Genomic DNA, 23,412 nt, shown 5'->3' on the forward strand with positions numbered 1-23,412 from the left:
CCAACTGCTTTTCAACTCCAGTGGTGTCAAAAAAACTGCTTACCCATTTCAACCGTTGCTTTTTCTTTAAATAATTGAGGGATTTGTTTACTGAAATTCTGTATAGCCAGATTGATAACTGTGCATCTCCGCGGAAGGATTGAATTGAGTTATACTTCGATAAAAACATCCTGAGCGATATCCTCCTCATCTTCCTTATTACGCAAGAAACCATAACAAGTATTGACTACGGAATCTTTAAAGGATTCTACCAATTCCTTGAAGGCCTGGGAGCTGTACTTTTTTATCTCAGCAATGATCTCTTTTTCATTCATTATCAATCTATCGAAGTCGATTTATTTTACCATAAGACAACTTTTTTCCAAAATACTTGCGGTTGATTGTTCGGACGTTCACATTTATTATTGTTAACCTTAAATTAATCAACTGAAAAACATCGAATAGTTTTATTGAATAAATGATGAATACTTTTTTTGAAAAATTGTTTGTGATTTAGGTTCAACATTCTTTTTTTAACTTTGTATTGCAAAGTTCTTTATATTTTATTATAAATAAGATCATGTAAATGGAAAAAACAATTTTAGTATAACGAAAATAAATGCATTTTACGAGAGTTAAAATCTGCTGTATCAGTAGTGTTGAAGAAGCGAAACTTGTTATTCGATATGGCGCCTCGGCGCTTGGATTAGTCTCAGAAATGCCAAGCGGACCGGGGGTCATTTCAGAAGAACTCATCGCCGAAATCGCTTCGACAATTCCACCCGGGGTAAGTTCTTTCCTGTTAACCAGTAAACAAGAAATTGATGCCATCATCCATCAACAAAAACGATGCGGTGTAAACACGATTCAACTCTGTGACCGCTTAATCGCAGGCTCACACCGTGAACTTCGTTCTGCAATGCCTGGGCGTTATGATCGTTCAAGTCATTCATGTCACAGGAGAAGTGACACTCTCAGAGGCCAAAGAGATTGCACCTCATGTCGACGCCATTTTACTCGATTCGGGTAATCAATCCGTTCCAGTGAAGGAGTTGGGGGGAACCGGACGAACCCATGATTGGCAAATTAGTCGTCAAATTTGCGATTCTGTTCGGGTACCTGTTTTTCTCGCTGGTGGGCTCAATCCTGGCAATGTGAAAGAAGCCATTCATCAAGTCAACCCATATGGCGTTGACCTTTGTTCCGGCGTTCGGACGAATGGCAAACTGGATGAAAGCAAATTGCACGCTTTCTTTAAGGCGGTTAGATCAAGAGACAACTTGGAATGAAAATAATAAATCGAATAATTATCAGAGCGATTAACTCATCTTGTAAATATTTATAAGGAGTTGTGATGCGTAATAAATTCTTATTCTGTTTCATAATCACTTCTGTTCTTTTACCAACGGCTCATACCCAAACAAAACAAGAGATTACGGTAGAGTGGATTTACAGCGACGAAAGTAGAGAAATTACTACTATCCCAAGATTTTTATGGTTAAAAAATAATACAGCAATTATTCAAGACTTAAGAAAACCAAGTGAGAAACGAACTTTTGAGATCTTAAATCCTAAATCTGGTAAACGTTCACCCGCCGTTAACCTAAAAAAAGCATTGGCCAGTTTGAATTCTTTTCGCGAGGAGAATCCTGCCAATTCATTAAGCTGGCCACTTTCTTTTGATCAAAATGGGAAAAGTGCGGTTTATTTATTTGATGGAGATATTTTTCTACTAAATCTTCAAGACTCGCAATTTAAACAAGTAACGAAAACTGACCAATCTGAAAGTTCTGTAAATTTTTCACCCAACGGCAAATTGCTCTCTTTTGTCCGGAGCAATGATCTCTATGTTTATGATATCAAAAATAGGACAGAACAACGTTTAACCTCAGACGGATCCGAGACATTATTGAATGGAACCCTCTCCTGGGTTTACTGGGAGGAGATTTTTGGTCGTCGCGATATTGGTTATTGGTGGTCTGGAGACTCCAAAGCCATCGCTTACTTGCAATCCGATGAATCAAATGTGTCTGTCATGCATTATGTCCATTATGAGCCTGCTGTTCCCAGGGTGATTAAACAACGTTACCCCAAAGCCGGCACGGAAAATCCAATCGTTCGAGTTGGAATTGCTGAAATAGGTAAGGGAAAAACAACCTGGGCGAATTTAGATGGAAAGAATTTCGAATATGTTGCTCGAGTGGAGTGGCTACCCGACCACAAACGGTTAGCCGTCCAAACCATGAATCGTGCTCAAACTGAACTTGACTTGTATTTTGTCGATCGCGCAAATGGAAAAATAAAACATATCATGACAGAAAAGGATGAAGGTTGGGTTAATATCAATGACGATTTTTATTTTATGGACGATGGCAAAAGTTTCATTTGGCAGTCTGAACGCGATGGCTATGCACATCTTTACCGATTTTCAATGGACGGTGAATTGATTAATCAAATTACCAAAGGAGAATGGGCTTTGCGCTCTTCGGGAGGTGTCTTTTGGCTGCGGCAGTCGGTTGTAGCTATCGATGAAAAAAGAGGGTGGGTTTATTTTACCGCTCTGAAAAAATCCTCGATCGAACGTCATCTTTATCGCATCAAGCTAAATGGTAAAAAACTGGAACGTTTATCCAAAGCAGACGGAACACACAGAATTCATTTTAGCCCAAACGCTGAATATTATTTCGACTCTTTTTCCGATATTCATTCTCCTCCATCATTGTCTCTTTACAAAAATAATGGTTCATTAAAACTAGCTCTGGCGGAACCTCGAAAAGAATTAGTCGAATCTCTGGAATTTCAATATCCGGAGTTATTTACGATCCCAACTGCCGATGGATTTCAAATGCCGGCAGAAATATTAAAACCAAATAACTTTGATCCGAATCAAAAATATCCAATCATTTTCCATATCTATGCAGGGCCTTCGGCGCCTACGGTGTTCAATTCCTGGAACACAGCTAGATATTTCGACCAGATCCTGTTGCGTAAAGGCTATTTGGTAGTGCGTTTTGATCATCCTGCGTCAACGGCAATCAGCAAAAAACTTGAAAATCGTGTGCTTAAAATGATGTCAGGACCGATTGAGCTAAAGGATATTATTGATGGCGTGAAATGGTTAAAATCACAGCCTTATGTGGATGCAGAGCGATTCGGAATTTGGGGATGGAGCGGTGGTGGTAGTTTCACGTTGAATGCAATGACAAACTCTTCTGAATTCAAAGCTGGAATTTCGGTAGCTCCGGTGACAGATTGGAAATATTATGATACCAAATGGACGGAGTTTGCCATGAAAAGACCACAAGATAATCCGGATGGCTATGCCAAAACCTCCTTCGTCAAAAGTGCGAAGAACCTACATGGCCGGCTATTACTAGTCCATGGCACATACGACGATAACGTTCATCCACAGAATTCCTGGCGGTTTATCGAAGAACTCATCCAGTCAAATATTCAGTTTGATATGATGTTCTATCCCATGCGAAAGCATGGAATCTCTGATCGTCCGGCCCGTATACACTTATTCACTAAGATGTTGGAATTCTGGAATGAAAATTTGTAATCTATCTACTTTAATTATTAAGCTGTTGCAACTTTTTTAACCAAACGCTTGTCCATTGATTGAAATGATGTAACTATTCAGCCTCGAAGTCTCTAAAACTCAAAGAATAAAACTATGAGCGAATATATTCCAAGTAATAAAGAAGAATTAATAGCAGAAAAAATGTAGATGCAGCTTAAAACATGCATAAAAAATTAATATTATGAACTTGGAGCCTTTGCGTCTTTGTGGCTGAATTGTTACAAAATGATTAAAAATAAATTCAATTCCCGAAAAAATGTTATAGATCATGTAACATAGATAGAACATACCAGTAAACAATCCATGCATATAAAAATTCGAAACTTAAATAAAGAATATCCAGGCGGTGTATTTGCACTACAAAATGTAAATCTGGATATCTCCACCGGCATGTTTGGTTTATTGGGTCCCAACGGTGCTGGAAAAAGTACCTTAATGAAAATCCTGGCAACACTTGAAAAGCCTTCTTCAGGAGATGTCTCAATTAATGGTGACAACGTGCTGACTCATCGGCGTGAAATCCGTGCCAAACTTGGCTACCTGCCGCAATTTTTTGGCGCTTATCCACAAATGACCGGAATGGAATTTTTAACCTACATTGCAAAGTTGAGTTGCATTTCATCTAAAGAAACTAAAAACTGGGTGCAAAAGACACTTGCTCAAGTTGCATTGAGCGACGTTCGTGATCGAAAAGTTAAAACATACTCAGGTGGAATGTTACGACGTTTAGGTATAGCACAGGCATTGGTTGGGAATCCGCAGTTACTCATCGTCGATGAGCCCACTACCGGTTTGGATCCTGAGGAAAGAATTCGTTTTCGCAATTTGCTTGCCGAGATTAGCAGCGATAAAATCATTATTCTCAGTACGCACATCGTTGGAGATATATCCAGCACCTGTGAAGATATTGCATTGCTTTCTCTTGGTAAAGTTGTGTTTAACGGTCGGCCTGAAGAATTAATCAATAAAGCAGTGGGTAAGGTTTGGCAAGTCACTTGTAATGAAGAAGATTTTGGAGTTATTTCTTCACAAATGCATGTAATTTCTACCATACCCGTTAAGAACCAGCTTCTTCTTCGTGTCGTGGGTGATCCATCGAACGGATTTAATATGGAAGAACTGCCACCCAATCTTGAGGATGCTTATATGTATTTCATGGAATTTGTGATCGGTGAATATGTCGAGGATGAAGAGAGCAATGGAGAAGATCAAGCGTAAATCAAAAAACCGACTTTCTGGAAAATTCACGATTTTACATGATGGAAGAATATAAAGATTGATAATATATTAAACTATACTCAAAAGAAAGTCGGTTTTTGTGGTTTCATCGATGAGTTCATTCTAAAAAGGTGGGATACCGATTCCATCGCTCTCATAAGTATTTGTTTTTATGTATCATTTTTTTTTAGAAAAGCGATTGAATCGGTTTTTAGAGTAGACTCATTGATTAAAAAAGGAAATTTTACTTTTTGAATTCATTAAGATATATTCTTACCATAGCAGCAAATGAACGATTGATGCTATACAGAACCGCCAAGTTCTGGGTATTAGGTGGCCTCGGCATTATTTTCATGATCTTTTTTCTAGTGATGGTTACCCTGGTAACATTTTTGGATAATAATCCCCCAGGCGAATTTCTTCTCGACGGAACAGATTCCTATTTGGCCCTGTTTTTCTTTAGTTTTATACAAATCATTTTGATTGTCTTCGTCGCGGTCGATTTTAGAAAGTTGGAAGAAAAATGGCGATTAGATGAAGTTATGTTTTCCAAACCTATGACCACTGCAAATTGGGTTCTGGGAAAATATTTTGGCGTTGTCTCTTCAATTCTTTATCTCAACTTATTTTTAATCTTTTTAGCAATTGTTGCTCGGACTATTAAGTATTTTGCTCTTGGAGCCAGTTTTAATATATTGCCTTTCATTACGTATTTCCTGGTGGTGACCTTTCCTTCAATCCTTTTTATGGTCGCCCTTGTTTTCTTCCTTGTTAGTCTGGTTCGGATTCCTGCTGTGGCAATGTTACTGTCACTAGGTTATGTTGCCGGCATTCTTTTTTATTTCCAGGATAAATTTTATGGGATGTTTGATTATGGTTGTTTTTTAGCACAAATTTTTTACAGTGATTTAATTGGCTTTGGCAACCTTGAACCTATATTGTGGCAACGATTATTTTTCATCACAATCACAATCGTACTGCTGGCTTTTACCATTCTCCTTTATCCAAGACTAAGGCAATCCAATTTTTCTTTTCGACTAACTCTCGCGTCATCAGTATTGTTTTCTTTATTGGCCTTTAGTGTCGGAAATAAAATCGTAAACCAACACCAGGCCATAGAAGAAAAACGATTAGCAGATTATGAATATCAAAGCCAATGGATATCTGAACCAACCTGTAAAGTCAGGCATTATGATTTTGATATAATCCATGGCGATAAAACGACACCTCTGCAAGTTAACTTAAAAATGGTCATCACGAATCCAAATTATAAATTATTGCGGCGGTTAGTCTTTGCTTTAAATGGAAATTTAAAAGTAAGCAAAGTGAATTGGCACGACGGGGAAGAAATCAATTTTATACAGAAACACCAACTACTTGAACTCGATTTACAAAACAAACCATTACTCTCAAGCCAAACGGATACAATCGAGGTGCAATATTCTGGTAATGTTGATGGCGATCAATTTATGCTGGATCGAATTCAAAATGAAAAAGGCATCCTCGATAAAAGTAATGGCCCCTGGAGACAGCCCAATATTTCTGCCTGGGTTGATGAGAAATTCGCAGTTCTTCCGGCAGAAAGCGGATGGTACCCTACACCCGGAGCTGCTGCCGGGTATCCATTTGATGCACCTAAAGACAAAAATTTTGCAACAGCTATAATCAGGGTTGAAACCGATCCACATCTAAGAACTATTTCCCAGGGTATCATTGCGGTTGATACTACAAATCACGGGAAAAGACAAACTACTTTTCTGGTGGAAGATCCGTTACCTGGTTATTCACTTCATATTGGAAATTACCAGGTTTTATCTCACCAATTCCAGCAAACCAAATTAGAGTTTTATTATTATAAAAATCACCTGCTGGATTTTGAGGAATTCGAGGATGTTGCTGATACTTGCTTGGATGCTATTGAACGAATGTTGGAAATTTTTGAGGAAGTTTCAGGTATTCCCTATCCCTATCCTCGATTGGCTATTGTCGAAGTACCTTTGCATCTACAAGTATATATTAATCGCTTCGGTCTCAACAATATTCTAATTCAACCTGGTATCATCATGCTAAGTGAAGTAAACTTGGCAAGTAAAAGAATTGGTGTAGAGATTAAAAGAAAAACAAAAAGAGCCAGGAAAGATGGGCAAGACGATTCACCAACCAAGGTAAAGAGAGACGTATTTATTGATTTGGTTTTAGAAACATTTATTCCCCAGAGCTCGTGGCGTACGGAGGGAAGCATTCGCTCTCCTATGAAAAACTACTTACATTTCGGCATAGACATTAAGGACCCGATACTTGCCAGAGCCCTTGATCTGCAATTGTACGAGGAAGCAGATCGCCGAATCAATGATGCATTTTATCCTGATAGGTATTTCTTATCTCTTAGTGCAAATGATCGCATGCGCAATTTTGATGGTGAAAGGGCGATCAAAAGGAAATATGATCTCGAAATCGATTCGTTAATTACGGCGTTATTGCAAAAGCCACTTTCGCAATTTTCACCTGAAATTGACGGCAAGCTATTTCGAGCAGCAGTTGATTTTAAAGCTCCACCGGTTTTGCAAATGCTACAAGCTAAAACAGACGAGGATATTTATTATCAAGCTTTACAAAAACTAGTAGAACAATACCGCTATCAACCTGTTACGCGGGAAGATTTTATAGATATTTTGCAGGAAACCAGTAACCAGGATATTAAAGGATTTTTCGATCAGTGGTTTGAGCAAACATCCTTACCAGGTTACCGCATAACCCGAGCTGATGCTGAAAAAATTGATTCCGGACAAATGAAAATATCCTACCAGGTGACAACCAGAGTACAAAACGGCGAACGAGGAGACGGATTTGTTCGTTTGGTTTGCTACACGAAAAATGACAAAATCCGACGCAACATCCAGCTTGGAAGCTTCCAGGAGAAGGAGTTGAAATTTATTGTCCCTGATGAGCCACAAAGAATTTCTGTAATTCCTTATTTTTCCAGAAATCGCGGCAGTATTCAAAAGCAAATTACTATTGCTTCCCGAATTTCACGAAAATCGCCAATTGACACATCCTATGTTGTATCATCATTAGAAGATGCTGGATCGATTATCATCGATGACAGAGATGATGGTTTCTTTACACCAACCAGCGCTGAGAAGAAGTATTTTCGCCCACCCTCGAAGGGCAAAAGTTGGTGGTCGTGGACATCACCAATCGCATATGGAAAATATTATTTTGGTTTGCATGCAAAACGTGGAGGCAGTGGTCAATATCCTGCTCGCTGGGAAATGCAGCCCCCAAGGAGTGGTGATTATGAGTTGAGCTTTTTTGTTAAAATGGGATCAACATGGTGGCGTCGAAATATTAGTCGAAAATTTCAAGTTGCCGTAACCTGCGCTGACGGCACATTTCCAATTGATTTTCAGCCGGAAGATACAGTAGAAGGCTGGTTTCCTTTGGGAAGATATCGACTCGTCGAGGGAGAACCTGCGGTTGTCGAGCTTTCGGATAAAGGCAACGGATATATTATAGCGGATGCAATCCGCTGGGAATTTATTGAATGAGCAAAAAACGAGGGAGGTCAAGAATGAAATTCAAAAGCTTGCAGATAATTTTTATATTCCTTATTGCAAACTTTTTTGTGGGATCGGGTATGGCCCAGGAAACATGGATACTAACATTAGAGGAAAGTATCAATATTGCTTTAGGTAAAAGCTACAACGCTAAGAGACTGGAAGAATCTTTGACCAGTTCCCGGATGAACCTCAAAGCCGCGGAGGCCAGCTTTAAGAGTGATGGTCAATTGGTGTTCTCGAGTTTACCTGAATTTCAGGAGGGAATCAGGCAGACTCCGATTCCCGGTGGTGGATTTTCTTTTGATCGTGAAAAATTCACCAATCTCCAGGCTGAATTTTTTGCTAACCAACCCATCGCTGCGACGGACGGGGTGTTTTCGATTGTGGGTTCCATGCAGCGGTTTGATCAAACTGCTATTAATAAAGTTACAGTAGATGGAAACACTTTCGAAGAGACTACTGAATTAACAAACTACAGACCGCAATTACGAATCCAATTTCGACAACCCATGTTTACCATTAACCGAAGGAAAATCGGGTACCAAAAAGCTCGCCTAAATTTAGAAGATACTGAGCAGCAATATACTCGCAGTCAATTGGATATCATCTTTAATGTCACCTCCAATTTTTATAGCCTTTACAGGGCGCAAGAACAACTATCAATCGACCGGGATCAAGTTAGCCAGTCAGAAAATGCATACCGTATTGCTAATCTAAAACAACAGGCAGGTTTATTGCCTGAAGTAGAAGCGTTGCGACTGGAAATTGATTTAGCCAATGCGAGAAATACAGCAACCAATAGTGAAGCGGCCTTGGAAGAATCAAAAGATGCATTTAAGCTGTTGATTGGCATTCCTATTACAACGAATATAAGCGCCATCACAGAATTAACCTACCAGCCGATCCAGGTTTCATTAGAGAAAGCAATTAACGAAGCCTTGAACAGACGAACTGAATTAAGATCTGATGAGATCAATGTTGAACTCAATCAAATCAACGTTGAGGAGACAGACAGTCAAAGCGAAATCGTTGGCGAGCTATTTTTAAGCTATGGTATTTTAAAAGTTGCGGATAAATTTAAAGACGCTTTCAATCAATTTGACAATGATAGGAGTGTAAAATTCAGTTTAACACTGCCAATATGGGATTGGGGAAGGAACGCGTCCCAAGTTCAGGCGGCAATCGCCAATCTAAATACCACTCGTTTAACCCAACAAAACCGTATTGAACAAATTAAAAAAGAAATCCGAACTGTAGTTCGTAACCTGCAATCGGCGCGACTGCGAGCCGAAATCACTCAACGAAGCGAGGCTTTAGCTGAAAGAAGTTATAGAATAAGTTTGCTGATATTTGAAAATGGCGATCTCAGTTCCCAGGATTTAGCATTGGAGCAAAATCGACTTACACAAGCAAGAATTAGTTCTTTACAAGCCATTATTGATCACAAACAATCATTAGCAGATTTACGCCGCAAAACCCTGTGGGATTTTGAACTAAATGAACCTGTTCGTGTCATAATTCCAGGTCAAGATTGATTATTTAGACAATTATTATGGAGAAGTTATCGATGAGATCAAAAATATATGTACTCCTATTTTCGCTTTCTTTTTTATTGCTTACTTCCTGCGAATCGGGAGAAAATCGTTCCGCCGCCGACCTGGCTGTTCCAGTTGTGGTGGAAAAAGTGAAACGAGGTCCGATTTCGGAATTCGTTTCTGCAACGGGTACTTTACAAGCACAAATCGCGGAAAGATTGGTCACGGAAGTATCTGGAATACTGCACCTGGTACAAACCAATGGGTCGGTTAATTTCAGCGGCAAACGTGTAGAGGCAGGACAATTCCTTGCAGAAATAGAAAATCGGGAATGGCTGTTGGAAGTCAGGGTTGAATCACAACAATTAGCCATGGCCAATGCGGAACGAGAACTGCAAAAACAAGAGGCGTTATTTAGAGAAGGAGGCGTCACAGAAAAAGAGTTGGAAATTGCCCGGAGAAACGCTCTCGATGCTCGATTGAATTACGAAGCTGCTCAACTAAGAGCTAATAAATTGAAGTTAATAGCGCCTATTTCCGGAATTTTATCAAATCTTCAATCCATTTCTGACGGAACTTATGTACCCGTTGGTTTTCAATTCTGCACAATTTCTGATTATTCCAAAGTTCTGTTAAATACGAATTTACCCAATTCTGATGTTGGGCGAATTAGGATTGGACAGGATGTAATCATCACCAATTATGCATTGGAAGGACAAGTATTCAATGGAAAAGTAATCTCCATCAATCCTACTGTCGATCCGCAAACCCGCACATTCAAAGTTACTATTGAAGCCATGAATCCCGATTTAATCCTTCGTCCAGGGATGTTTGCAAAGGCAGATATTGTCGCAAAACACCAACCAGAAGCAATTGTTATCCCTGCAAATACAATTCAAACAAGAGATAACCGCTCAGTCGTTTTCGTTGTTTCCGGAACGAGCGCCGAGATGATAGAAGTGACCACCGGAATTTCTACTCGCGAAGAGGTTGAAATCGTAAGTGGACTCAATGGCGAAGAGAGGTTGGTGATCAAAGGTTATGAAACTTTGCAAGATAAATCTAAAGTTAGGGTCACTAAATGACAAGTGCCTAAAGTGCGCTAGAGTGCCTAGAGTGCCTAAAGTTGAAAGACAACAGATTGATTAAAGAAAATTCAAAAATATAAGACTATGAATTTACCACAATTTTCAGTCAAGTTCCCGGTTACAGTTACTATGATCATGTGTGGTATCGCCATCCTGGGATTCATTTCATTCAACCGCCTGGGAACAGATTTACTGCCTTCCATTTATAATCCAAAAATTGTCGTCGAAATCCAGTCAGGTGAACGTGCGCCCCAGGATATGGAGCAGCGTTTCACTCGCCGGCTTGAAGGATCTCTCGCTACTGTGAGTAAAGTTGTCGATGTCCGTTCAGTTACGAGCGTCGGGCGAGTCCGAGTCACTACCACATTTAGTTGGGGAACGGATATGGATTTCGCTTTGTTGGATGTGCAAAAGAAGGTGGCCAGCTTTGAATCCGATCCTGAGATCGACAAGGTTACAGTTGCCACCTTTGATCCTCAAGAAGAACCCATTATGATTTATGCTCTAAACGCATCTATTTCCGGCGATAGGGATCTGGATGAATTACGACGTTTAGCGGAAGAGGTCATAAAACGAGGTCTGGAACGATTAGATGGAGTAGCAAGTGTTCAAACTTATGGTGGGATAAAACAGGCAGTGCAAGTCAAATTGGATGAATATCTCCTCGCTGCTTACGGACTTGGCACACAAGATATCAAAAACAAAATAAGGCAGGCAAATGCTAATGCATCTGGTGGAAAACTCATCGAATCGGATAAAGCTTACCTGATAAAGGGAATTGGAAAGTATACCAATATTGAGGAGGTTGCCGCAACGGTTATTGGCTACAAATCTACTACCCAGGGCACCAATGGGGAGAGCCCATCTACCGGAGCCCGACAAAGCGAAATGACTTTCTCCGGGGATAAAGTACCAATCTTATTAAGCGATGTGGCTGAAGTAATTTATGCTCCGGAAGAAAGATTGGATATCGTTCGCTTTAACGGTGAGGAAAGCATAGGGTTATACATTTATAAAGAATCCAAAGAGAATACAGTCCGAGTTGCAAAACAAGTTACAGATGAAGTTGTTCGCTTACAAAGTGAATTGCCCGGTTTGCAATTCACTCAAATCTACAGCCAATCTTCCTTTATCGAAAAAGCTATAGGTGAAGTCGAAACCACTGCAATTATCGGTATATTTTTAGCAATCCTGGTATTGTATGTTTTTCTCAAAAATATGGGCGCTACACTGATTGTGAGTTTAGCCATTCCGATCTCCATACTGGCAACCTTTACACTCATGTATTTTCAACGTCTAACATTAAATGTGATGACCCTCGGAGGATTAGCACTTGGCGCCGGTATGCTGGTAGATAATGCCATCGTAGTTATTGAAAATATATTCAGACGACGGCAATTGGGCGAAGATTCTGAAAAGGCTTCTATCCTGGGTGCTACCGAAGTTGGGGTTGCCATTGCGGCTTCTACTTTGACAACAATTATCGTATTTCTACCTATTGTATATGTTCAGGGAGTTGCAGCTGAATTATTTCGGGAGCAAGCATGGGTAGTTGCGTTTTCACTTCTCTCTTCCTTGCTGGTTGCGTTTCTATTGATCCCCACTCTAACTGCCAAACTGTTCCGTAAGAAATCCTTTAAATTAGAACAAAAGCAACTTCAATTCCCATTCTATGAAAAAACTTTGCAGTGGGCATTAAACCACCGATGGATTGTAGTAAGTATGGCAGTTGGTTTGCTTGTTATTTCTATCGTTCTCCTTCCTGTAATCGGCTCGGAATTTGTTCCACGAAGTATTGAAAACCAACTTCAAATCGATATAGAATTAACAACTGGAACACCTCTAGATAAAACTGCCATTGTTATTGAAAGTATCGAACATAGAATTCAACAGGTGTTAGGAGAACAATTAGAAAACTGCTACTCGACGATAAATGTCCAAACCGCTCAATCTTTATTTAATACAAACTCGCAGCAAAATGAACATCAATCAACCATAACACTTAACCTGGTTTCGAACGCAATTTCACCACACCAAGCGATTGAGCTACTGAAACCAAATCTAACCTTTCCGGGAATATCCACGTCCTTTCGGATTAAAGAAAGCAGTCTACAGCAAACAATTGGCACAAACCAGGCGCCAATTGTTATTGAGATTCGGGGAGAAGACCTCTCGACTTTACACAGTTTGACGACTCTAACCGCTGAAGCTCTTTCAACCAGTAAGACATTACAAAATATAACCACAAGTTTAAAACAGGGTCGACCCGAGTTAAGACTAAGCATCGATAGAGTATTGGCTGCAAATTTTGGCTTAGATGTCCAACAGATTGGCAACCTTATCCAGGAAAGGTTAAGCGGTGAAGTAGTATCAGACTTCTATTCCCAGGGCAATGACAGAGATATATTGGTTTCGTATCCAAAATCAACATTAACAGAATTGAAAAATCTACAAATTCAAACCCCAACTCAAGCGGTTTTGCGTTTGAAAGATATTGTTGAATTTATCCCTGGCGAAGGTCCTGCAGAAATTCATCGACATAATCAAACACGTGTTTCGAATGTAAGCGCTCAACTAGTGGAAGGAATAACGCTTAGCCAGGCAGTGGCAGAGATCGATCCAATTTTAGCCAATATTTCTTTACCACCAAATTACGAAATCAGGTTTACCGGTGAGGAAGCATCTCGCCAGGAATCGTTTTCTCAACTAAAATTTGCTCTACTCTTATCGATTATTTTGGTTTATATGGTATTGGCATCGTTATTCGAAAGTCTGGTTCATCCATTCACCATATTACTGACTCTGCCTCTGGCGGGCGTTGGAGTTGTATTGGCATTTCTTTTGGTGGGTGAGCCATTTAGTGTGATGGCGTATATCGGAATTATTATGCTGGCTGGTATTGCTGCAAACGATTCAATCATTTTGGTGGATTATGTGAATCGTTTACGCGCCGATGGTAAAGCCCTTCGAGCAGCCATTCTCCAGGCAGGAAAAGATAGATTGAGACCTATTTTGATGACCAGCGTAACTACGATCCTGGCTTTGCTGCCGCTTACCATTGGCATTGGTGAAGGCACTCGACTCCGTGCACCTATGGCCATCGCCGTGATTGGTGGGTTAGTTACCTCCACCATATTGACATTGGTCGTAATTCCGGTGGTGTATGAAATAATTGATGGGTTGAGGAGAAGAGCCAGTTAGGATGACATTGTTTCTTCTTTCCAAAATACTACAATTGATAGAAATTATGTTTTCTCAGTTGCACATTAAACTAAGCCCACGAATTTATTCGTGGGGTAAAAATTCTATTAACAACTCATTAACCGTTTCAACGGTTTACGAAAGGGGGTTGCATTATGGCACACTCCTTAACAAGAATACGGATACACACTATCTGGAGCACCAAAGATCGAGTTCCACTTATGAAAGATAATTTTAGGAATCTGATTTTAAAACATATAAAAGGAAATTTTAACGATTTAGCATCCCCAGTACGCACAATTGGTGGTTTGCCAGAACATTTGCATGTTTTGTTTCTACTAAATTAAAACCAATCAATAGCTAGTACGATGAAATCTGTTAAGGGTGAATCTTCACATTGGATTAATCAACAAGAATTTATTAAAACAAAATTTGCATGGCAAGTTGGCTATGCCGCTTTTTCGATTAGCGAATCTTTGTTATCCAAGGTTGAGGATTATATCAACCACCAAAAAAGCCATCATAGAAAAATGACATTTAATGAGGAATATATAATATTTCTTAAAAAACATGGCTTACAGGAATCGAAGAGATAAACCATTGAAATGGTTCTTTAAAAGTTCGTTCAACTCGTTACCCACAACTGAAGTTGTGGGCTTCATGTTTCTTTGTAATTGTTACTTGAAGGAGAAGTTCACGAATTTATTTGGAAGTCTAATTTAGATTTTTTTCAGTAACCGTTTTAACGGTTTAATATATTTATGACAACCGACTAATATATGACAAAATTTGCATTAAATCGTCCCATAACAATCATCATGCTAACTTTTGCCCTTTGTCTTTTGGGCGTGATTTCGTGGAGCAGGCTGCCTGTGCAATTACTGCCGCAATTCATTCTTCCGGAAGTCTATATCAGTGCAGGTATTGCCGGAGCTAATGCTGAAAAAATCGAGAGAGATCTTGTTATACCGATTGAAGAGGAAGTTGCAACTCTGGAAGGTGTGCACGATATCGAAAGTACAGTTTACTCAAATTTCACTAATATCAAAGTGAAATTTGACTATGGCACCAACATGAAATTCGCCGTGCTTAAATTACAACAAAAGATGACGGCTGTTGAAAACCGAATTCCGGAAGATGTACAAATTCAGGTCAATAAATTTGATACGGCAGATCTGTCTTCATTTTTGATGGAAATCAGTATTCGCGGAGATGCCAGCCTTTCGCAATTACGTGAAACGGCAGAAAGGCGGGTGTTGCGCCGTCTTGAACAAATTGATGGCGTTGTTAATGTTGGAATTGGCGGCGGTAATAAAAGGAATCTTGGCATAGAAATAGATGCTGATCGTTGCGAAGCACTGGGTATTCGCGTTGATCTGGTTCAACAGAAAATCAATGCCTACCACCGTCAACCGCAGCATCTTGGCAGAGTGATTACTTCCGGCAAAATGATGGATGTTGTACTTCTTGGCAGAATCGACAATCTGGACGAATTAAGAAACATAATCATTCGCCCGCAGGGCATGGTTCGATTAAAAGATGTAGCCAAAGTTGACTACAGCCAGGAAGAGCAAACCCGACTGTATCGTGTAAACGGCAAACCACAGGTTGGTATTTTTATTCAGAAAGACAATTCCAGCAACATGCTCAAAGTTGCAAAAAAAGTTGAGAATGAGATTGCAGCGATAAACAAGGACTTAGCACCGTTAGACTACGAACTCAAGGTCAATTTCAGTCAGGCTGAAATGATCCAATCAGCCATCGACAGAATTCAAAAACTGGCGATTACAGGTGCGATATTGGCAATCATCGTTCTTTTCCTCTTTTTACGCAATCTTCGTTTCGTATCTATTTTAATGATTGCAATCCCAATTTCATTACTAGTCACCTTTAATTTGATGTATGGTTTTAATCTTTCTATTAATATACTTTCTTTGGTTGGTCTGGCGTTAGCAATTGGTATGCTGGTAGATAACGGCATTGTCGTGATGGAAAATATATTTTTACAGCACCAGGCCGGTAAATCCAATAAAGAAGCGGCATTATTAGGTACCAAAGGAGTGAGCCGCTCAATATTCGCTGCAACCGGAACAACCATCTTAGTATTTCTTCCGGTTCTTTTTGTTGAAAGTGAAGCCAGGCTATTTATTCGGGAGCTCTCCTTATCCGTAATTTTTCCTTTAGCAGTTTCACTCATCGTTTCACTAACACTCATTCCAATGATCGCGACAAGAGCTCTCCGGGGCAAACCTTTTAAGCCATTTCATAGTGGAAGAATCTACGAAATATATCGATTACTATTAAAATCAGCGATTCGACACCGAATTCGCACCCTATCTATCGTTTCTATTCTTCTATTGCTGAGCATATTTATTGGCGTAACCTTCATCATTACTCAAGCTCCCCCACCACCATCAGCTCGAATGAATTTATATGTTTCTACTCCAAAAGGCTCAACATTGGAAGTAACCGATAAAGCTGTGAGACGCATTGAAGCTCAGATGTTGGAATTACAAGATATTGATGAAGTCCGTGCAAATATCCGAGCAGAAGAAGCGAATATTGTAGCTACATTCTTAGATGCAGATCAAAGAACCGAGAACCTGAACCTTGAAAAGAATAAAGACAAAATTCGCAACCAAAATGAACGAATTGAGAATGTCGACTTATCTTTCGATAGACCACTCCGCTCAGGCTCTGCTGGTCAGGGGAATAATATTTCCAATATCCTGGCCTCTGAAGAAGGATTGAGGTTGAAAGGATATGATTTACAAGGCCTGCACCAGATTAGCAACCAGATCACGGGAACACTAAAAGGCATTCCGGAAATTGACAACCAATCGGTTGTTTCAGATTTACAGGGAGGCGCTCCGGAGTTACAGGTTATCGGAGATAGAATGCGGTTGGCACTTTGGGGATTGAGTATGCAGAACATAATGACTGCTATTTGGTCTACCCGCTCCGAAGGGGCAAGTTCCAATACACCCTACTATTCAGAACAGGGCGAAATGGATATAAAGTTGATTTTGGCTAATACGGAAGAAAGACAGCTAAATGATATCGGAAAAATTCGCGTAATGAACGCGTCAGGACAATTAGTTCCGCTTAACCAGGTTGCTAAAATTCGCGTGGATGAAGGAACGGGAAACATCATTCGAGTTAATCAAGAGAGGCAAGTTAAAATTACATATAAATTTATCGATGAAGTGCAGAAATCCAAGGGTCGTCAGGAAATGGCAAAAGCCCAGATCGATCGTTTCATTAGTGAATTAAGACTTCCAAAAGGGTTTTCCATTGAAAAGCTTGAAAATGAAAATGTCAGGGCTCCTTACTATTGGATGCTTGCAATTGGTTTTCTATTAATTTATATGTTCCTTGCAGCTCAGTTCGAATCTCTTTCAATGCCAATCATTATACTGGGCACGGTGCCAACAGCAGTCATCGGTTCATTGTTTGCACTGGTTATAACCGGCACCCCACTTTCGCTTGGTCAAAGCGCTCCTATGGCGTTGTTAGGCTTGATCGTGCTTTTAGGTATCGTAGTTAATAACGGAATTATCCTCTTAGATCGCATTGCAATTTTACGAACGCAACATCATTATCGATGGCAGCGAGCTGTCATCATTGCAGGACAAAGTCGGGTGCGGCCCATTTTAATGACATCTGCAACCACCATACTGGGACTTTTTCCTCTTGCACTCAAGCAGGGAACAGAATTTGAGTTGTGGCCGCCATTTGCAATCACTGTAATTGGTGGCCTCATAGTTTCCACCCTATCCACTTTAGTGTTTATCCCTGTTCTTTACGTCGGCCTTGAACAAACAAAAGCCTGGCTAAAAAAAATTGGTTGGTTTGGGATACTTCTTGGAACTTTGGCATCTGCAGCAATCTTATACTGGATTTACGATACATATCAAAGCAAAATCTATACAATCCTCATTATCCTGCCAATCTGGTTTATCATTTTGGGTATTATTTATAGTATCCAGCAGTTCTTAATTGTTAAACAAGAAAAAGATAAATTAGCATCTCAAAAATTTACCATTCGAATTAAAAATCTTACCAAGATTTATGGCGCACCTGGCAGGTTTATACGAGAATGGAATAGAGAAAAAAGAAGAGTGGCTTCCTTTTTTGCAAAGGGACAAATACCTTGGGAGAACGAGGGAATTTATCAAGCTGCCATCTGGTTGCTAACTATTTTTATTTTTATAGTCTATCTTCATACCTTTTTGAGTAGTTCTTTCTGGCTAGTCGTTCTTAGTCTACTGAATTTGATCTGCATATTTTCTGCAAGAGCATTGTGGTATAAATGGCGCTTTGTCAATGGCAAACCGCCCAAACCTAAAAAGAAACAAAAAAGGTGGCTGTTTTTCAAAAAGAAGAAAAATCAGGAAGCTGCAAGCGCCGAAGAAATTACACCCCTTAATTTTCCGAAACGCGGTGGATTCTTTATTTACCTGGCTTTTCTTGCTTATTTACCAATTCGTACTGGCTCAACAACATGGACTATCATTGTTTTGGTCTTGACACTTTTGTTGTTTCAATTCTATCGCATTGGCAGAAAAATAGAATCGGGACAAATTGATCCTGAGCAGCCGAAAGGCAAACTTAAAAAAATTAAACGAGTCGTTTATGCGATTACGAAATTCATTCCAATTATTCGACCCCCAAAACAACAGGTAGTGGCTTTAAATGGAGTGAGTCTTAATATCGGTCAAGGGATGTTTGGTCTTCTTGGACCGAATGGAGCTGGCAAAACTACTTTGATGCGAATCCTTGTCGGTGTTTTGGAAGCTGATCATGGCAGCATAAAAATAAATGAAAGTCTCTTAAAAGATCATCGAGCAACATTTCATGGCTCGATCGGTTATTTACCACAGGATTTTGGACTCTATGAAAATATGACTCCTCTTGAATATTTAAATTATCATGCACTATCGAACAACATCTATCAAGAGAAAGAACGTGAAGAACTAATTGAACATACCCTCAAAAATGTCGGAATCTGGGATCGAAAAGACACCAAAATTAAAACATTTTCGGGTGGGATGAAACAGCGGGTTGGTATCGCGCAAACGCTACTTCACCTGCCGCAAATCATCGTTGTGGATGAACCCACTGCGGGGCTCGATCCAAAACAACGAATTAAATTCCGAAACCTGCTGGCTGATTTAGCAAAGGACAGAATTGTTGTCTTTAGTACGCACATCGTAGAAGATATTGCCAGCACATGTCACGATATGGCGGTTCTGAATAAAGGTGAAGTAGTATTCAATGGATCGCCAAGAGAGATGCAGAGAAGCGCCCGTGGTAAGGTTTTCGAAGCGATTATTGAAGAGGGTCAATTTAACGAATTGCAAAAAAAATTGAAGATCATACAACACAGCAAAGTTGACAACCGAATTCGTCTGAGGTTTTTAAGTGAACAAGCGGTCGATGAACTTGATGCGAAAGCAGTGGAACCAACTCTGGAAGATGCCTATGTGTTATTACTGCAAGGGAAAAAGAATTCGGAGGAAAATGGCAGTGAGTCCTTGGATAAATAAGGTCTATTGAGAAACCATGAATAAAACCCAATACAAATTCGGAAGTAACATCTACAATAAATTCTCGCAGCTTACTACCAAAGAACAGTTAACGATTGGAATTAAAATATTACACCTTCAAGCTCAAATCCTATTTTTTAATAGATTCTACTGGTTTATTGCTGGTATTTTTGGCTATTTCATCATCGCGTACATCATCAATTATAATAACGATATGATTAATCGCGTGTCGCAGGAAGATGTACTTCTTGCACTTTTTATGCTTCCCTTTGCTGTCTTAGCCATTTTACTGAATATGCAGGTAATTTCCAGGGAAAAAGACAACCGTACACTCGAGGTGATGTTTACCACCTCCGGGTCGCGGTATAAAGTCTGGATATTAAGGCTGGTCACATTAAACCTGATCCTGCTAACACTCTCAATTCTCTTTAGTACATTTGTTTTTTTTACTTTTACTGAAATAGAAATTATTGCTACAGGCATTCATGCTTTCGTGCCTACATTTTTCTTAGGAAGTATGACGCTATATTTTGCTGTGAAATTCCGCAGCGGCTTTGCTGCCGGAATGTGGTCATTTGGGATTTTACTTCTAATATTAATGTTTTCTGAGCCATTAGATGAGACAAAATATTCACTCTTTTTTAATCCTTACGATATCCCCCGACGTTTAGATCCGGAAACCTGGAATCTTTGGATGTGGCAAAATCGTATTGCTGTTTTGCTTTTTGGATGTTTCCTGCAGTTTATGGCTTTACGCGGTTTGGAAAATAGGGAGAAAATGTTGAGTTAAATAATGTAGACGGCGGAAGTTTATGCTGAGCCCTTCACTTTTTTCAGGATAAACTCCGTCGAAGGGTGAAACGTAAACGTCAGACAAGAAAATCCAAAAATATAGCTCTGATTTACCTTACAACATTGAGTATCCTGATAACCGTCTCCAGGTGATGGATTGAACACATAATAATTGTAAGTTCTTTTTTCATAAAAATTATTCTACCAATCTTCTCTTCTAATTTGTATATTTACAATTCAATAAAACTATAATCAATTTCATAAATAAAAATATGCCAGTCATTGCCAATTCAGATTACTCTCCCCCTCTATTTTTGTCTAACGGCCATTTTCAAACCATCATTCCATCATTCTTTAGAGAAGTTGAGATTCCGTACCAACGAGAGCGAATCGATACTCCGGATGGTGATTTCCTCGACCTCGATTGGTCCAAAGTTAAATTCGAAAAGCTCGTAATCATTTCACATGGTTTGGAGGGAAGCACGGATCGGGCCTACATAAAAGGAATGGCAAGGGCTTTTAATGCCCATGGTTGGGATGCCCTGGCCTGGAATTATCGGGGATGCAGCGGAGTGCCAAATCTAAAACTGCGAACCTACCACAGCGGTGCGACCGATGACCTGGAAACAGTCATTTTACACGCATCATCGCACGATCAGTATGTTGAATTATGCCTGGTTGGATTCAGTATGGGCGGGAATATTAACTTGAAATATCTTGGCGAAATTGGGGATTCAATTCCTGGAAAAATTAAAAGTGCCATTGCCTTCTCGGTCCCTTGCGATCTCAAATCCAGTGCGGAAAAATTGGCTCAGTTTTCAAATAGAATCTATATACGACGATTCCTTGGGATGTTGCATGAGAAAATCCAATTAAAAATGGAGCTGTTTCCTGATGAAATAAATGATGATGGTTTTAACAGGATCAAAACTTTTAAAGAATTCGATGATCGCTACACTGCCCCAATTCATGGCTTTGAGGACGCTGAAGACTATTGGCGTAAGTGCAGTTCAAAACAATTTCTCGACAATATTCGTATTCCGACTCTATTGATCAATTCAAAAAATGATCCATTTTTGACTGATTCTTGTTGTCCAATTGAACAAGCTCAATCCAATCCAAATCTCTTTCTGGAAATCCCCGAATCCGGTGGACATGTTGGATTTATTTCATTAAATAGTAACGGCATGTACTGGTCAGAATCCAAAGCTGTATCGTTTGCAAATCGACGAAGTATGGAATCATAGATAATAAGGAGTTTGGTATGAAATCAATAAAGATACGTAAGGTTTTATACTTTTCGATGCTGTTTGGATTGATTATCGTTTTTAGTCACTGTTCATATCAAAAAGAATCCCCACTCATTTTAATCTCTTTAGATGGGTTTCGCTACGATTACCTGGAAAAAGCGAACACTCCGAATCTGGATTATTTGGTGAACAATGGCGTCAAAGCCAAAGGGCTTATTCCCGTATTTCCATCTAAAACCTTCCCCAACCATTTTACTACAGTTACAGGACTCTATACTGAAAATCATGGCATCATTGCCAACAACATGTACGATCCAGAGTTTGATGCTTCTTTTAGCATGGGTAACCAGGAAGCAGTCCAGGACGGTCGATGGTGGGGCGGCGAACCGATTTGGATTACTGCAGAAAAGCAGGGGAAAACAAGCGCAACTTATTTTTGGCCAGGATCGGAAGCTGAATATGAAGGTATGCGGGCAACCTATTGGAAGAAATATGATGACAGAGTATCAAATACGGACCGGGTTCAGCAAATCCTTTCCTGGTTAGATTTGCCCGAGAACGAACGCCCTGCATTTTTCACCTTATATTTTAGTGACACCGATTATTTTGGCCATCGTTACGGACCTGATTCTCCTGAAGTTGTAAAAGCGATTACCCATTTGGATAGCACAATGGGTTTGTTGCTAGATGGTTTAGAAACACGAAATATTAAAGACAAAGTAAACATTATTATTACTGCAGATCATGGCATGACAGAATTAAGTCCGGACAGAGTTATTTTTCTTGATGATTATATTGATCTATCTACAGTTCGTATTGTTGATTGGCTTCCAGTTACTTGCATTCCTTTGGATAATACGAATGAAGATGAAATCTATAACAAATTAAAAGATGCTCACCCTAACTTTAAAGTTTATCGAAAAAGTGAAATCCCAGATCGTTTTCATTATAAAAATCATCGCAGGGTGCCGGCAATCGTAGGTATTCCTGATGAAGGGTGGTCTGCAACCAGTCATAGTTATTTTGACAGCAATCAAAATCGCTTTGTTGGCGCAACTCACGGATATGACAATACTCTGAAATCCATGCAGGGACTTTTTGTTGCATTTGGACCAGCGTTTAAAGCCGGAATAGAAGTAGATGCTTTTGAAAATGTTCACATCTATAATCTAATGGCAAAAACTCTTGGACTGAAACCGGCTCCAAATGATGGTGATTTTGAAATTGTGAAAGAAATGCTAAGATGATTAATTACAAATTAATCAACCCTTAATATTCAACGCAGTGGCCGTGTAGAAAAGGAGATGTAATCATTTGTTGAATGTTTACAAAAAACTACAGAGCAAGACGCATGACTGAAAAAGGATCCACCGGAATTAGAATGGTTTGAAGAACAATTAGAATCGGGTCAAACTGATGTGAACATACCAATCATAAAACGTTTTTTAATTGCTATAAAGAAATCACCGGACAATCTACCCAAATAAGCGCACCCATCTGTCATTCCCGCATGCTTTTAGCGGGAATCTACATGCCTGGAATGATTAGATTCCGGCTCAAGCTTGTCCCTGCATGTTTTTGGCAGGGAAGATTACCGGAATGACACTAGTTGTTGAGTTTTCGGTTAAACACTAATTATCAAACAGCCTTAAATCTA

The 23,412-nt window shown here is 39.6% G+C and carries 11 protein-coding genes and 2 pseudogenes; 12 read left to right on the plus strand and 1 reads right to left on the minus strand.

What is annotated here, in order from left to right; translation table 11 throughout:
- Nucleotides 1-149: 149 nt before the first annotated feature.
- Nucleotides 150-314: a hypothetical protein gene (locus IIC38_12850; protein MCH8126833.1), complete on the minus strand. Its 165-nt coding sequence runs from the start codon at nucleotides 312-314 to the stop codon at nucleotides 150-152.
- A 284-nt stretch (nucleotides 315-598) separates the two neighbouring features.
- Here IIC38_12850 and IIC38_12855 point away from each other — a divergent pair.
- The 12 genes and pseudogenes from IIC38_12855 (at nucleotide 599) to IIC38_12910 (ending at nucleotide 23,002) form a co-directional block, all read left to right on the plus strand.
- Nucleotides 599-1,268: pseudogene (locus IIC38_12855) on the plus strand (phosphoribosylanthranilate isomerase).
- Nucleotides 1,269-1,333: 65 nt separating this feature from the next.
- Nucleotides 1,334-3,541 carry a S9 family peptidase gene (locus tag IIC38_12860; GenBank protein MCH8126834.1) on the plus strand — a complete coding sequence of 736 codons (2,208 nt, stop codon included), beginning with the start codon at nucleotides 1,334-1,336 and terminating at the stop codon, nucleotides 3,539-3,541.
- A gap of 324 nt (nucleotides 3,542-3,865) precedes the next feature.
- The gene (locus IIC38_12865; GenBank protein MCH8126835.1) at nucleotides 3,866-4,780 is read left to right on the plus strand and encodes an ABC transporter ATP-binding protein; all 915 of its coding nucleotides are present in this window, start codon (nucleotides 3,866-3,868) and stop codon (nucleotides 4,778-4,780) included.
- 251 nt (nucleotides 4,781-5,031) lie between these two features.
- Nucleotides 5,032-8,328: a hypothetical protein gene (locus IIC38_12870; GenBank protein ID MCH8126836.1), complete on the plus strand. Its 3,297-nt coding sequence runs from the start codon at nucleotides 5,032-5,034 to the stop codon at nucleotides 8,326-8,328.
- A 23-nt stretch (nucleotides 8,329-8,351) separates the two neighbouring features.
- Complete coding sequence (locus IIC38_12875) at nucleotides 8,352-9,875, plus strand: TolC family protein (GenBank protein MCH8126837.1); 1,524 nt, start codon at nucleotides 8,352-8,354, stop codon at nucleotides 9,873-9,875.
- A gap of 32 nt (nucleotides 9,876-9,907) precedes the next feature.
- The gene (locus IIC38_12880; GenBank protein ID MCH8126838.1) at nucleotides 9,908-10,960 is read left to right on the plus strand and encodes an efflux RND transporter periplasmic adaptor subunit; all 1,053 of its coding nucleotides are present in this window, start codon (nucleotides 9,908-9,910) and stop codon (nucleotides 10,958-10,960) included.
- Between the two features lie 87 nt (nucleotides 10,961-11,047).
- Entirely contained in the window at nucleotides 11,048-14,164 is a 3,117-nt protein-coding gene (locus tag IIC38_12885) for an efflux RND transporter permease subunit (protein ID MCH8126839.1), read from the plus strand.
- A gap of 155 nt (nucleotides 14,165-14,319) precedes the next feature.
- Nucleotides 14,320-14,760: pseudogene (locus IIC38_12890) on the plus strand (transposase).
- A 183-nt stretch (nucleotides 14,761-14,943) separates the two neighbouring features.
- Nucleotides 14,944-19,713 (plus strand): efflux RND transporter permease subunit, encoded by a 4,770-nt coding sequence (locus IIC38_12895; protein ID MCH8126840.1) that lies wholly within the window; start codon nucleotides 14,944-14,946, stop codon nucleotides 19,711-19,713.
- Between the two features lie 16 nt (nucleotides 19,714-19,729).
- Nucleotides 19,730-20,503, plus strand: coding sequence for a hypothetical protein (locus IIC38_12900; GenBank protein MCH8126841.1), 774 nt, complete (start codon nucleotides 19,730-19,732; stop codon nucleotides 20,501-20,503).
- A gap of 274 nt (nucleotides 20,504-20,777) precedes the next feature.
- Nucleotides 20,778-21,752: an alpha/beta fold hydrolase gene (locus IIC38_12905; GenBank protein ID MCH8126842.1), complete on the plus strand. Its 975-nt coding sequence runs from the start codon at nucleotides 20,778-20,780 to the stop codon at nucleotides 21,750-21,752.
- 17 nt (nucleotides 21,753-21,769) lie between these two features.
- On the plus strand, nucleotides 21,770-23,002 hold the full coding sequence (locus IIC38_12910) for an alkaline phosphatase family protein (protein ID MCH8126843.1): 1,233 nt from the start codon (nucleotides 21,770-21,772) through the stop codon (nucleotides 23,000-23,002).
- Nucleotides 23,003-23,412 lie beyond the last annotated feature (410 nt).

This window comes from candidate division KSB1 bacterium (assembly GCA_022566355.1).
Taxonomy (GTDB): domain Bacteria; phylum Zhuqueibacterota; class JdFR-76; order JdFR-76; family DREG01; genus JADFJB01.